This is a genomic window from Vibrio sp. sp1, from assembly GCF_016920955.1.
In the GTDB taxonomy this organism is placed as follows: domain Bacteria; phylum Pseudomonadota; class Gammaproteobacteria; order Enterobacterales; family Vibrionaceae; genus Vibrio; species Vibrio alginolyticus.
The window spans coordinates 2,515,421-2,529,826 of record NZ_CP060589.1 but is presented as its reverse complement, the minus strand read 5'-3'; the positions used below and the strand labels follow the sequence as shown (position 1 = coordinate 2,529,826).

Below are 14,406 nucleotides of genomic sequence, written 5' to 3'. Positions count from 1 at the left end.
GCTTATTCACCAAACTGAATACGGTGCAATTGTGCATACGCACCATTTTTCTCAATAAGCTCAGCGTGGTTGCCACGTTCAATGATGGCACCATCATCAACCACAAGAATTTCATCGGCTTTCTCGATTGTGGATAAGCGGTGCGCTATTACAAGTACCGTTTTGTCTTTTTGCAGCTCATCAAGTGCAGCTTGAATAGCTCGCTCGGATTCAGTATCCAAAGCTGAAGTTGCCTCATCAAGAATTAGCACTGGAGCATCACGCAATAGAGCTCGCGCAATCGCAACACGTTGGCGTTGACCACCAGACAAGCTAGCACCATTTTCACCAATCATCGCATCTAGTCCGCCATCCATCTTACTGATGAACTCCATCGCATGCGCGAGTGTTGCCGCTTTCTCGATATCACTGCGCTCGTATTGGCCATCCGTTGCGTACGCAATATTGTTTGCTATCGTGTCATTAAACAAATGAACATTTTGCGATACTAGTGCAAATTGCTGACGTAAATTCTTTAGCTCGTAATCACGAATATCATGCCCATCTAATGTGATAGATCCACTGCCAACATCATAGAAGCGGTTGAACAAGTTCGCGATGGTACTTTTACCTGAGCCAGAACGGCCAACTAGCGCCACCGTTTTTCCTCTTGGAATATCGAAGCTGACATTTTCCAATGCTGGTTTTTCTGCGCCAGTGTAAGTAAAGCTTACGTTTTTAACCGAAACATCGCCATTTGCGCGTTCAACTGTCAACTTACCTTCGTTTTTCTCAGGCTCGAGGTCAATTAACGCGAAGAGCGTTTGGCTCGCGGCCATACCACGTTGGAACTGAGAAGTAACGTTAGTCAGCGCTTTAAGTGGGCGCATCAGACCAAACATTGCAGAGAACACAACAGTAAATGTACCTGGAGTCAGTTGCTCTTTAATCGAATCAATACTTGCTAAATAAAGAACGGCAACAATTGCAAGTGATGCAATCATTTGGATGATAGGGTTAGCCGCCGCTTGAGCCGTCACCAACTTCATGCTTTGTTGACGCATTTGGTTGCTGACTTTTTCAAATCGTTGACGTTCGATGTCTTGGCCGCCATAGCTCAACACAACTTTATGGCCTTTCAGCATCTGCTCTGCTGATGCAGTTACGTTACCCATCATGGTCTGCATATTTTTGGATATTTTTCTAAAACGTTTAGAAACAACACCAATACCCCATGCCACAACGGGAGCAACAGCAAACAGCACTAGCGACAATTGCCAGCTGTTGTAAAACATCAAGACTAACAGACCAATGATACTTGCGCCTTCACGGACAATGCTCACCAACGCTTGGCTAGTTGCCGCTGACACTTGCTCTGAGTCGTAGGTTATACGCGACAATAAATTGCCCGTCTTTTCCTTATCAAAGTAAGACACCGGCATATGCATAAAGTGATTGAACACCATGCGACGGACTTGCATAACTACGTTGCCAGATACCCAACTCAAACAGTAGGTGGAGACAAATCCACTTATGCCACGAATGAACATCATAGCAAAAATAATCAATGGAAGCGTGCGTAAAAAATCAGACTCAGCGTTCCCAAAACCTTCATCGAGTAGCGGTTTTAGCAAGGAAATCATATAAGTATCTGATATTGCATTAATAACTAATGCTAAAACAGCAACGATTAGGCCAGATTTATAAAGGCGTATAAATTGCCAGAGACGCTTAAACGTCTGCCAAGTCGTTTCATCAGTATTTGTTGACATAGAAGTGCTTTGTTTTCTTACATTAAGGCATTCATTCTACTCTGTTAGCGCTCATATGCCTATCCCTAGAACGTACACTAAGTTTGCTAACGTATAAGACTGCCACTTTTACCCAGTAGATCTCCAATGTGTCATTGGCTAACCTACTCTGACTCAACTGATATTCAATCTTAAATATGAAAATTGGGGGATCAAGCCTCATCGTGAAGCAAACTTGACCATCGTACCTGTTCATCTACTGATAAACATTAATAAATGTGTTATGTCCACTTAGAGAAAGTCTTTTAGTCTTTTATATTTCGCTCTATACTCTTGATATGTTCATTCTTATTTACAATAAAAAATATGCAAGTCATTCCCATTGTTCATTGCTTTGATAACAACTATGTTATTCCAGCTGCAGTAGCATTCTATTCTTTGCTTGAGAAATCAGATAAAAACTACAAATACCAGATATATGTCTTACATGAAGATATTACGCTGCTAAATCAAGAAAAATTAAAAAAAAACCATACAAAAATTCAAAAACTCAGAACTTATTTTCATTAATTTCAATGAAAATGTCGACTTTGAAAATGATTGGAAAAACATAAAGACAAAAGGTCATTACTCTAAAGCTATGTTTTACAAACTTAGTATTTCAAGTTTAATTAAAGAACATAAAAAAATGATCGTATCTGATGTCGATGTTATTTACTTAAATGACATTTCAAAAGATTTTATAGAATATAATAACAACGATGATAATAATTATATATCAGGGGTATTCTCCGTAGATAAGATCCTAAGCTATAATGATGTTTATAAAAAGAGTTTTTCTAATGAAGAGATTAGCCAACTGAAAATAGGTGCTGGATACTTTTTTATGAATGCCGATCTCATTAGAAAAGATAATTTAGAGAAAAGGTTTAAAGACTACCTCGAAAAAAACTCTCACAGATTAATACAGCCAGAACAAGACGTTCTAAACTTCTGTTGTCACCCTAGAGTTGGAAAATTACCCTTAAGAAACATGGTTTGTAACTATGTGTATAGTATGTATGACAGAAAAGAGTTTGTGGATGAGGTTAACTATACTAAAGAAGAATTATTGGATGCATATGATAATCCGATTCAACTCCATTACGCATCAAGAGTAAAACCATGGAACAAATTAGATTCTATAAAAGCTAACTTGTGGTTAGAATGTATACTTAAGACCGAGTTTTTCGAAGACTACTTTTCTAGCTTAGAGCAACTAGCCAGACCAAATGGTGAAAAGAAACTATTTAGTTTTACACTACCATTAAAAAAGAATAAAAAATTCAGGTTGGATATATTAAAAATAAAAAGCTAAAACTTACAGACCTAATTCGACATTAGGTCTTTTTATATTAGTTCCGCTACGCAGCATCTGCCTATACCAAGGCTCAAATGTATCGCTACGTTTGGTTTCTGAGCGCCAATTATCACGGTGAATAAAGAAGCTTACCTGACCACCCTCACCAGTATCAAGCCAAGTAATGCCAAGCTTTCGGTATGAAGCAACGACACTTTCCGCTGGCATTCCCCATCGATTGTTTTTTGCTAAAGAAGCAACCGCCACACTCGGGCTCACCGCCTCGATAAATCGAGGATTCGATGAACTTTTACTCCCGTGGTGAGGGACTAGCATCACATCGCTTTGTAACTTTCCGGGTTCTCTAAGCAAAATCCACTCGCTAACGGCCTCAATATCACCAGTAAAAAGCATACTAAAGTTAGAAATAGGGTCAGTAAGTCGTAATACACAGGAGTGCGGATTATACGCACGTTGAACAAGTGCAGGAGGCCAGAGCACTTCCATGTTTAATCCTTGCCATTTCCATTGGTCGCCTCTAGTGCAAGGCTCATATTCGATAAAGAATTGACTACTAAGTTTACGTTGTGGAGAAAAGGCATCTTCAATGAAAAAGCGGCCGCCTGCGTGATCATTATCGGAATGGCTTAGAATCAGTGTATCTATGCTTTCATAACCTCGTTGATGCAAAACCGGAGTGACGACCTGCTCTGCGATACTGCCGCTTTGCCATGCTTTACCAGTGTCATACAGCAACACCTTGTCGTCTTTTTCTACAACCACTGCAAGGCCATGACCTACATCTAATACATCGATACGCCAATGCGGTTCATACTCCGATGCAAGCTTGATACTAATAACGATGCCGAGTAACAAATACCACGCGTACTGAGACATGAACCGTTGAAATATTAAGCAAACCACTATCGCCATAACCAGCATTGTCATTTCCATGCTAATAGGTTGCCAAGAACCTATTGCGTACTGTATTGACGTGCTCAATGGCTGTAATGACCAGTCCACCAAATGCCACAGAGGCTTCGCTATCATTTCAAGAAACAAAGATGAGAACAGGGCTAGAAACATCAAAGGTACAACGATAAATCCGAACCAAGGAATAAATACCAAGTTGTAGGCTATTGAGGACAAACTAAAACCGGAGAAGAAATGGCCACTAACAGGTACGATTAAAGCGCTCAACATCAATTGAGTAAGCAATAACGCTTTTAATCGCGCTTTCCAACCTCCCCTTTGATGTCGAATCAAATTAATTGCGAACAATACCGCACAAACGGAGAGGTATGATAACCAAAAGCTCATGCTGTAGGATGCAAAAGGTTGGACAAGCAGTTGTAGAGATACTGCAAGCAAAAGAACTCGCCAAGAAGTCCAGTGCACCAGAGTATACTTCAGGAGAACGTAAACAACGCATACCGACACTGCTCGCGTAGTAGGCAGAGAGAAATCCGCTAACCAAGCGTAGGCAACAGCGAAGATCAGCCCATATAAGCTAGGTAACAACTGGTATTGGGGTAATAGATAACGAACGGTACCGCCCACGACTAGCCCAAAAGTAAACGCCATACCAATATGTAAACCAGAAATGGAGACCAAATGCAGTAAACCACTGTCCCTGAGCGCTTGCCAATCTTCCTTAGACAACCAAGAACGGTCAGCAAAAACTAACGCACTTATTAACGAGAAATGATGAAGGGAAGACACATCATCAGCGACATCGGCAATAATGGATTGACGCAGAGATACATTAGAACGAACAATCCACTTAGCATCTTTGTTAACAACCGCTCGGGCGATAATATTTTTACCCATCGCGTGCTTTTCAGCATCAAAGCCAGCTTCGTTGCGTAGACCTGTAATCGGCTTTAACAAGATGGATGTCGTAAACTCACTGTTAACATCGAGTGGAAAAGGCGTAATAAGACGGATTTTAGGTTTAAGAAAAGGTAACAGAGTTTGAGAATTTACCGCTTCTATAGCGACAATACCTTCATAACCGTGACTTATTTGCGTAAAAGGGCTGTCAACTTTACCAATTATGGTAATATTCTCCCCTGCTTGAAAAAGGGCTTGTCTCTGAGACTCCAATACATTGCCGTGGACGATGACAACCGTAAAGCCCGCAATTGCGCCTATGCTAATTAAGCCACGACGTAATTTGATTATTGAGCCAGTGGTTATTATTCCCAGCAGCAACCAACGCCAATCTGGTATTGTCGGCCACCAAGCCGACGAGATTACGCTCGCTACAAATAACGCCAAGGTCCAACTTTTTTCTGAGAGAGTCATGCTGTCCTATGCCTAGAAAGCTGATAAAACGCTTCATGCCAGATCATGAATTGATCAAACGCCAAAAAGCATTGAAGGTCTTCGGCAATGTGTTGTACAACCCGAACTTGTGGTGCTTAAACCGCCGCTCGGCATCAGGGGCTTTTGCTGTCGGGTTATTTATGGCTTTTGTTCCGCTGCCGAGCCAAATGATCATGGCCGCTGGCTTGGCCATTATGTTGGGTGTCAATCTGCCCCTCTCCGTCGCTTTGGTATGGATCAGCAACCCTATCACTATGCCTGTGCTATTTTACTTTGCGTACAAGCTAGGTGCTCTAGTGATGCGTCTTCCCCCGCAACCTTTTCACTTTGAACTATCGTGGGAATTCATCATGCAGCAAATGAGCACCATTGGACCTCCATTTCTATTGGGCTGCGCAATTTGTGGGGTTGTATCCGCGATTATTGGCTACTTCGGAATTCGAGGGCTTTGGCGCTACTCAGTGGTACGGAGCTGGCAAAAACGCAAAATAAGATAAGACCTTACTGCGTAAAAATCAGCATTTGAGCTATCAGTTGAGGGGCATCTAACAGTTAGAATGAAACGCGATGTTATTCAAGTCGGATAAATACAAAAAAGGACCGAATTCGGTCCTTTTTGTTTTCGCATATTGTAAAACAATCCGCTATTTAGAACTCAGTACAGCCGCCGGATTCAACCTTGCGGCACGCGAAGCAGGATACCACGTCGCAAGTAAACTAAGCACTATCGCCGTCACTGACACCAATGCCACATCTGGCCAGTGTAGTTGTGATGGTAAGAAGTCGACGAAGTAAATATCACCCGATAAAAACTGATGACCAATTAAGCTCTCTAACCCTTTAATTAACGGAGTCAGGTTTAACGCCACTAAGACACCGATAACACTGCCGACGAGACTACCAAATACACCAGAGAATACACCTTGCCAAACAAAGATCCGTTTGATTAGGCTATCTTTTGCTCCCATTGTTCGCAAAATTGCGATTTCCGCCGCTCGGTCTTTCACTGCCATCATCAACGTAGACACAATATTAAAACATGCCACGCCAATCACCAGTACCATCACCAAGTACATAATGGTGCGCACGAGCTGAATATCGCGATACAAAAAACCAAACTTTTGCTGCCAGCTTTTCAAATACACATAAACATCAACCATGCTACCAACCTCGCGAACAATAGAAGGCGCATTGAGAACATCGTCAGTTTTTAGTGAAATGCCTGTGACCCCTTCCCCTAACCTCGCGTATTGCTGCGCATCAGCTAATGGTACTAACGCTAGAGAGTGGTCGATTTGGCCATTCAACGTTAAGAACCCTGACACCTTCACGCGCACACGCTTAGGAGCCTGCACTTTATTTGCGCCGCCTGTTTGCGGAATCATTAACGTAACGTAATCCCCCACGGCGACATTTAGCTCGTTTGCTACACCTCGGCCTAAGATCACTTGCTGCTGACCGGCATAAAAGTTTTGCCAAGCTTCTTGGTCAATAAAATTCGATAAGCTCGACACCGCTTGCTCGAAAGTAGGCTCTACACCACGAACTTCTATCGCTTTTAGCTTACTGCCTTTTTCTGCCAAGCCCGTAAAACGAACGTACGGTGCTGCCGCAACAACATGTTCATGTTTTAGAGCTTGATTCATCGTTTTGGTGTAGTCATGAAGTGGTCCATTAACACCTTCTAACTCGCCGTGTGGGATCACAGACAACACACGCGATTGCAGCTCGCGCTCAAAGCCATTCATTGCAGACAAACCGATAATGATCACAGCAACGCCAACCGCAATACCAATGGTCGAAGAAAGCGATATGAAAGACACCATCTTGTTGCGCTTTTTCGCTCGACTGAAGCGACCACCAATCATCAAAGCTAAAGAGGTAAACAAAACTAGCCCTCCGCAGATGCTGTATCAGTCACAAAACGATCTACGAGCAAACCATCTTGCATGTGCATTTGACGATCCATTTTTGCTGCCAGCTCTTTGTCATGCGTGACAACCAAAAATGCAATGTTTGACTCTTTATTGAGCTCGCGCATCAAATCATAGATAGACAGTGCCGTATTGTGATCTAAGTTCCCCGTAGGTTCATCAGCCAAGACCAGATCAGGTTTATTCACCAATGCACGCGCAATCGCAACACGCTGACGCTCACCGCCCGATAACTCGGAGGGTCTATGTTGCATCCGATGACTCAAACCAACTTTATCTAACAGCGCTTTAGCCGCCTGTTTTGCATCCGCTACTTTAGCACCGCCAATCATCAGTGGCATCGCCACATTTTCAAGCGCAGTAAAGTCAGCCAACAAGTGATGAAACTGGTATACAAAACCAAGGTGCTTGTTGCGTAATGCCGCCTGTTTGTTCGAGCTCAAAGCTGATAGGTTTTGCCCTAGAAAATCAACTTCACCATGAGTTGCGTCATCTAACGCACCTAAAATATGCAATAAGGTACTTTTTCCCGAACCAGAAGAGCCAACAATAGAAACCAACTCCCCTTTGTCGATATCGAAACTTACGCCTTTCAACACTTCCGTATCTAACGAACCCTCTCGGTAGACTTTACGAATATCACGACATTCTAATAGCTTATTCATAGCGAAGTGCCTCAGCAGGTTTAACAGAAGATGCTCGATAAGAAGGATAAAGCGTAGCAGCAAGGCTAAGAGCAATCGCCAATACCACCACTAAAAGAATTTGCAGTGAATCAATCAAGATGGGTAGATGACCACCAAAGCTGAATAGCGCCACACCAGCAGATTCAAGAATCGCATTTAGATTAAGTGACAAGATCACGCCCGCAGCGCCACCAACAATCGCGCCAATTACACCACTGCTTGCACCTTGCACCATGAAAATGGTCATCACTTGAGATTGAGTCATGCCTTGAGTTTTCAATATTGCAACTTCTGATTGCTTCTCCATTACCACCATGATTAAAGCGGAGATAATATTGAATGCAGCGACACCCACAATTAGACCTAGCATAAGTCCCATCATGTTCTTTTCCATTTTCACCGCTTGGAAAAGCTCACCACGCTGTTCGCGCCAATCACTCCATTCCCATCCATCAGGCATGGGTTGGTCAGCAAAATCCGTTACCATAAATGGGTCAGAGAAAAAGACACGCCAACCAGAAACCGTGTCTTTAGGGAAACGCATCAGCTTAGATGCATCCGTCATGTTCACAATCATTAATTGACCATCAACGTCCGATCCCGTATTGAAAATGCCTGAGACAGTAAAGTTTCGCTGGCTAGGAATACGGCCAAGTGGGGTAAACTGCGTTGCGTTGGTCACCATCAAGCGCACTTTATCCCCGATTGAGACCTTTAGTGAACGCGCCAAACTGTGACCCAAAAATACATTGTAGTCACCTGCTTGAAGTGACGATAATCGTCCGGCAATCAAATGGTTGCTAATCGGATCGCCTTTCTTAGGTTCAATACCGATGAGGTAACCAGCCGTCAGCTGTGCAGAACTCTGAATAACAGCCTCTCCTCTAACGATAGGCTCCGGCTGAGATTCACTCGACATCGCTTGAACAAATGGAGGGGCAGACTCGGTCATAGGCGTTTTTCCATCGTGTTGCGAAACAACGGCATGAGGTAGCACACCTAAAATGCGTTCTTTTAACTGCGATTCAAACCCGTTCATCACAGAAAGAACCGTCACCAACGCCATTACACCGATCGTAATACCCGCCGTCGACATATAAGAAACAAATCGGCTGAACCTATCTCCAGAGCGTCCCCGAAGATACCTTAAGCCAATAAACAATGAGATAGGATGATACATATAAGACAAACCAACTGGTTGTTTTGATATAAAGCTTTAGCGGATTATCTTACCTTACTCTTCTCATTAAGAAGACAAGAGAATCGCTAAATTTGTCAACGACATGCAATAAGTCTGTATTTAGGGCAAAAAGTTCAAGGACAAATCAGCTAAACTTGATAACTTCATTCAGTTAGCGATAATCAGTGCCCTATTTCTCTTTGTTTGTTGAGTGAACAGGGAGCGCTCACTGGCAAAAGGATCGACTATATGACAGAGCAAGAATACTTTACCGTCCATCATAACCTCACCATCAACGTCGAAACGTTGAGTGCGGACTTTGCTTTGCCAGATGAAGAAACATTTGCCTCCGAAATTCCAGCACCATTTATTGTCGCCAGTGAATTTAGTCACTTAGATATGTTGGCAGACAACGCGCGTCTAGAGCTGAAAAACAAAGAGTTAAAGCATGTGATCAACTTGCTTGATACGCAAAACGCGAAACTTAACCTCTTGTTGAGCTTTATGCTTTCACAACAAGATGACGCCTCCATTCGATATCAAACGACGCAGTTTGGTGCTAGTCAACTCAGTTTCCGCTCAGATACAGCGTTAACTACTCAACAACTCGTTCGTGTTAAACTGTTCCTCGATCACCCTGCTGCGGCGATTTACTGTTACGCTCAAGTAGAAGAATGTGATGCTTCAGAGCAAGATTTCATTATCACGCTTAGATACAAGATGCTCCGAGAATCTGATCAAGATTTACTGATAAAGGCGGCACTGTATCAACAACAAAAACTTTTACGTCAGCGCTCGATGGAGCGAGATAAAAAATAATTCCTATGACAAAAGCAACGATTCTTTCCGTCACCAACCCTTCAGAGCGTGGCGACAAAAAACAGCTAGGTAATTTGCCGGGCGCAGCTCTACCTCTAGCCATTGCAGAGCTAGCCAAGCAGCATTCGAGTCACTCGCTACTCGTTGTGCCTGACCCGCAAATCGCTTTAAAGCTTCAGGCAGAGATTGAGCAATTCACCGACCAAACGGTAAGCCTGTTCCCCGACTGGGAAACGCTGCCTTACGATAACTTTTCTCCGCATCAAGAAATCATCTCTGAACGTATCGCTCGCCTATACCAACTGCCAAGTCAACGTGATGGCATAACCATCGTCCCGGTCAGTACAGTATTGCAACGCCAATCGCCACGTGATTTTCTGTTGCAACACACTTTAATGGTGAAAACTGGTGATCGGCTCTCGCTAGAGAAGTTACGTGTACAACTTGAAAATTCTGGCTACCGCCATGTAGATCAAGTATTTGGACCAGGTGAATATGCAAGTCGTGGGTCTATTCTGGATCTCTTTCCTATGGGCAGCAATGACCCGTACCGCATCGACTTCTTTGATGATGAAATAGATACCATTCGCACGTTTGATCCAGAGAACCAACGCTCTATCGACGATATTCAGCAAATCCAATTGCTGCCTGCACATGAGTTCCCAACCACTAAAGAAGCGATTGAAGATTTCCGTACACGTTGGCGCACCCAGTTCGACGCACGCCGCGAGCCTGAATCAATCTACATGCAAGTGACCAAAGGCACGTGGCCCGCTGGTATTGAGTATTGGCAGCCGCTGTTTTTTGACCATACCGAGACTTTATTTGAATATTTGCCAGAAGACTCTCAAGTCATCACATATGGTGATATCGAATCTGCGGTCGATACTTTCTTAACCGATGTCGAATATCGATACGACCAGAAAAAAGTTGATCCGCTGCGTCCTCTTTTGACTCCTGAACAGCTTTGGTTGAAAAAAGACGAACTTTTCAGTCAACTAAAACAGCTCCCTATCGCTCAATTGAGCCTAGATAAAGTGGTTAAGCGTGCCGGTCGTCAAAACCTACCAGTACAATCGTTAGCCGAGCTTGGCGTTCAACAACAAAATAAAGAGCCGCTCTCGCGCCTTCGTCAGTTTAGTGAGCAATTCAGCGGCAAAATCGTTTTCTCGGTAGAGTCAGAAGGTCGTCGTGAAGCACTAACGGAGCTGTTGCAAGGCATCAAAGTTCGGCCAGTCGTACATGGCTCACTTTACCAAGCTCTAGACTCGGGTGATCGATTCAGCTTGGTCTTAGGCGCAGCAGAGCATGGTTTCATTCACGAAGAGCTGAACTTCGCTCTGATCTGTGAAAGTGATCTACTCGGTGACCGTGTTATCCAGCGACGCCGCAAAGATAAAAAAGCCGTCAACAGTGACACCGTTATTCGCCACCTTGCCGAACTAAAACCCGGCCAACCTGTGGTTCATATTGATCACGGTATTGGCCGCTACATCGGTTTACAAACACTTGAAGCCGGTGGTATGAAAACGGAATACGTCACCCTTGAGTATCAAAACGATGCCAAGCTCTACGTGCCAGTTTCATCACTGAATCTTATCAGCCGTTATTCTGGCGGCGCTGAAGAGAGTGCGCCACTGCATAAATTAGGTGGTGAAGCGTGGGCAAAAGCACGTCGTAAAGCGGCAGAAAAAGTGCGTGATGTCGCGGCAGAATTGCTGGATGTGTATGCAAAACGAGAATTAAAACCGGGCTTCAAATTTGAGCTAGATCGTGGGCAATACGCAACATTTAAAGCAACATTCCCGTTTGAAGAAACAGATGACCAAGCGATGGCCATCAATGCCGTATTGTCAGACATGTGCCAGGCAAAAGCAATGGATCGCTTAGTATGTGGTGACGTGGGCTTTGGTAAAACGGAAGTCGCTATGCGCGCAGCATTTGTCGCAACGGATAATAGTAAACAGGTCGCCGTACTCGTACCAACAACCTTACTTGCTCAGCAGCATTTCGAAAACTTCCGTGACCGTTTTGCCAACTTACCAATCCGAGTTGAAGTACTGTCTCGTTTTAAATCTGCCAAAGAACAAAAAGTCATTCTGCAAGACGTTGCCGATGGTAAAGTCGATATTGTCGTTGGTACGCATAAGCTGCTTTCGAGCGACATTAAATTCAAAGATTTAGGTTTGTTGATCGTTGATGAGGAACACCGCTTTGGGGTTCGTCAAAAAGAAAAAGTCAAAGCAATGCGTGCGGATGTGGACATTCTTACCCTCACCGCAACACCAATTCCACGCACACTGAATATGGCAATGAGTGGCATGCGAGACCTGTCGATCATCGCGACACCTCCTGCACGCCGTTTAGCCATTAAAACCTTTGTTCGACAAAAAGAAGAGCCAGTGGTCCGTGAAGCGGTACTGCGTGAAATTATGCGTGGTGGTCAGGTTTACTTCCTGCACAATCAGGTTGAAAGCATTGAAAAAACGGCAGAAGACTTACAGAAACTCATCCCAGAGGCACGCATTACCGTGGCTCATGGTCAAATGCGCGAGCGCGAACTTGAGCGAATCATGAATGACTTCTACCATCAGCGCTTTAATGTGTTGGTGTGTACAACCATCATCGAAACCGGTATCGACGTACCAACGGCGAATACCATAATCATGGATCGTGCGGACAATCTTGGCTTGGCGCAGTTGCATCAATTACGTGGCCGTGTTGGACGTTCACACCATCAGGCCTATGCTTACTTATTAACGCCACATCCAAAAGCCATGACCAAAGATGCCATCAAGCGTCTTGATGCGATTGCTTCACTGGAAGACTTAGGTGCTGGCTTTACGTTAGCAACCCACGATTTAGAAATCCGTGGTGCTGGTGAGCTGCTTGGTGATGAGCAAAGTGGGCAAATTCAATCCGTTGGTTTTACACTTTATATGGAAATGCTGGAACAAGCAGTGCAAGCATTAAAAGAAGGCAAGGAGCCATCTTTGGATGAGCTGCTTCGTGAGCAAACTGAAGTGGAAATGCGAATCCCAGCGCTCTTACCAGATGATTACATTCCGGATGTAAACACACGACTGTCGATGTACAAACGCATTGCGAGTGTCACAAGCAGTGATGAACTATCAGAGCTAAAAGTGGAACTGATTGATCGCTTTGGTTTGCTTCCAGACGCAACAAAGAACTTACTTGCCGTCTCAGAATTGAAAATTTCGGCTGGTAGTTTAAAAGCGAAAAAGATAGAAGCCCATGATAAAGGTGGATTTATCGAGTTTTACCCTGATGCTGACATAAATCCAGCGTATTTAGTTAAACTGCTGCAATCACAGCCGCAAAAATTTGCAATGGAAGGTCCAACTAAGTTCAAGTTTAGCGTACCATTGGTGGACCGACGTAAACGCATTCAGTTTGTTCAAGACTTACTGAATGATTTTAAACAGAATTTATTACCAACGAGCTAATAGTCGAATGAGAATACTGATCCCGTTATTGCTTCTATGTGTCTCAATGCCCTCTTGGGCACAGCGCCAATTTGATATTGAAGTGATCATTTTCAAGCGAGCAGTCGACGCTGAAAGCACAACAGAATCTTGGCCGAATCAACTGCCAAAAATCGATATGGAAAATGTCGGTAGCCTAGAGAGTGAATCCTACCGCCGCTCTAAAGGCGTGACACTTTTGCCAAGTTCTTCTTTCCGTCTCAACGCGCAAGAAGCGGCACTAAATAATCATGCCGGCTTTAAAGTGCTTAAACACGTAGCCTGGCGTCAAGGTGACCGAGGTAAATCTAGCGCCCCAATTTTCCGCATCGTTGGCGGGCGAGATTTCTCTGATTCTTATCAAGCAGATGGCCGCCCAATCAATGGCAATCAAACATTTTCCAGCGACGGTTACAGTGAAGAGACGGTCAATGGTCCTTTATATGAACTAGATGGTCGATTCCAAATATACGTACAGCATTACCTCTTCGCCGAAACAACACTAGATCTGCGCGAACCAAGTGTTAGAGAGGTGCGTTTTGAACCAACCTCAACTGAGCAATTGGCGGATGACTTAGGTGAAGTAGATGGTAACGTCCAAGTAGGTAACTTGGCAGAAATATCGCCGACAGTAACCGAAGAGAAATTCCTGAAGAGTTATCGAATGGATCAAAAACGTCGTATGCGTAGCAGCGAGACTCATTACCTAGATAACCCGTTGATGGGTATGATCATTCAAGTTCGTCGGGTTCGATAAGCACGAGCGGTTCGACAAAGCGCAGCAAAGCTGCGCTTTGTTTTTATCTGCTATACCTCAGTTATTCCTAACCAACGCAGAGCAAGGAAAATAGCTGCGTTCAAGTATAAATAGACAGCTTTCAATTTACTTACACTCAACATGGAAG

The 14,406-nt window shown here is 43.9% G+C and carries 10 protein-coding genes; 5 read left to right on the top strand and 5 right to left on the bottom strand.

Annotation, left to right across the window (positions count from 1 at the left end):
* Positions 1-2: 2 nt before the first annotated feature.
* Positions 3-1,751: a lipid A ABC transporter ATP-binding protein/permease MsbA gene (gene msbA / locus H9L11_RS11905; protein WP_033905044.1), complete on the bottom strand. Its 1,749-nt coding sequence runs from the start codon at positions 1,749-1,751 to the stop codon at positions 3-5.
* Positions 1,752-2,262: 511 nt separating this feature from the next.
* On the opposite strand from msbA, the gene H9L11_RS11895 reads away from it, so the two are divergent.
* Positions 2,263-3,087, top strand: a complete 825-nt coding sequence (locus H9L11_RS11895) for a glycosyltransferase (RefSeq protein WP_205391101.1) — start codon at positions 2,263-2,265, stop codon at positions 3,085-3,087.
* A 3-nt stretch (positions 3,088-3,090) separates the two neighbouring features.
* On the opposite strand, the gene H9L11_RS11890 is transcribed toward H9L11_RS11895, so the two are convergent.
* Positions 3,091-5,376, bottom strand: a complete 2,286-nt coding sequence (locus H9L11_RS11890) for a DNA internalization-related competence protein ComEC/Rec2 (RefSeq protein WP_205390772.1) — start codon at positions 5,374-5,376, stop codon at positions 3,091-3,093.
* Positions 5,377-5,384: 8 nt separating this feature from the next.
* Here H9L11_RS11890 and H9L11_RS11885 point away from each other — a divergent pair, with 8 nt between their 5' ends.
* Complete coding sequence (locus tag H9L11_RS11885; RefSeq protein WP_005387834.1) at positions 5,385-5,894, top strand: DUF2062 domain-containing protein; 510 nt, start codon at positions 5,385-5,387, stop codon at positions 5,892-5,894.
* 147 nt (positions 5,895-6,041) lie between these two features.
* Here the strand turns inward: H9L11_RS11885 and lolE are convergent, their stop codons facing one another.
* From lolE to lolC, 3 genes are read right to left on the bottom strand one after another with little or no spacing between them, the layout of a single operon-like run.
* Positions 6,042-7,286 (bottom strand): lipoprotein-releasing ABC transporter permease subunit LolE, encoded by a 1,245-nt coding sequence (gene lolE, locus H9L11_RS11880; protein WP_025766930.1) that lies wholly within the window; start codon positions 7,284-7,286, stop codon positions 6,042-6,044.
* A 2-nt stretch (positions 7,287-7,288) separates the two neighbouring features.
* On the bottom strand, positions 7,289-7,996 hold the full coding sequence (lolD, locus tag H9L11_RS11875; protein WP_005378457.1) for a lipoprotein-releasing ABC transporter ATP-binding protein LolD: 708 nt from the start codon (positions 7,994-7,996) through the stop codon (positions 7,289-7,291).
* Positions 7,989-9,197, bottom strand: a complete 1,209-nt coding sequence (gene lolC, locus H9L11_RS11870) for a lipoprotein-releasing ABC transporter permease subunit LolC (RefSeq protein ID WP_031778997.1) — start codon at positions 9,195-9,197, stop codon at positions 7,989-7,991. Before lolC ends, lolD begins: the two co-directional genes overlap by 8 nt.
* Before the next feature lie 249 nt (positions 9,198-9,446).
* Here lolC and H9L11_RS11865 point away from each other — a divergent pair, with 249 nt between their 5' ends.
* Genes H9L11_RS11865 through H9L11_RS11855 form a run of 3 tightly spaced genes read left to right on the top strand, consistent with a single transcriptional unit; the run spans position 9,447 to position 14,258 of the window.
* Entirely contained in the window at positions 9,447-10,016 is a 570-nt protein-coding gene (locus H9L11_RS11865; protein WP_017634743.1) for a hypothetical protein, read from the top strand.
* A gap of 5 nt (positions 10,017-10,021) precedes the next feature.
* Positions 10,022-13,483 carry a transcription-repair coupling factor gene (mfd, locus tag H9L11_RS11860; RefSeq protein WP_205390771.1) on the top strand — a complete coding sequence of 1,154 codons (3,462 nt, stop codon included), beginning with the start codon at positions 10,022-10,024 and terminating at the stop codon, positions 13,481-13,483.
* A 7-nt stretch (positions 13,484-13,490) separates the two neighbouring features.
* Positions 13,491-14,258, top strand: coding sequence for a peptidoglycan binding protein CsiV (locus H9L11_RS11855; RefSeq protein WP_021707672.1), 768 nt, complete (start codon positions 13,491-13,493; stop codon positions 14,256-14,258).
* Positions 14,259-14,406 lie beyond the last annotated feature (148 nt).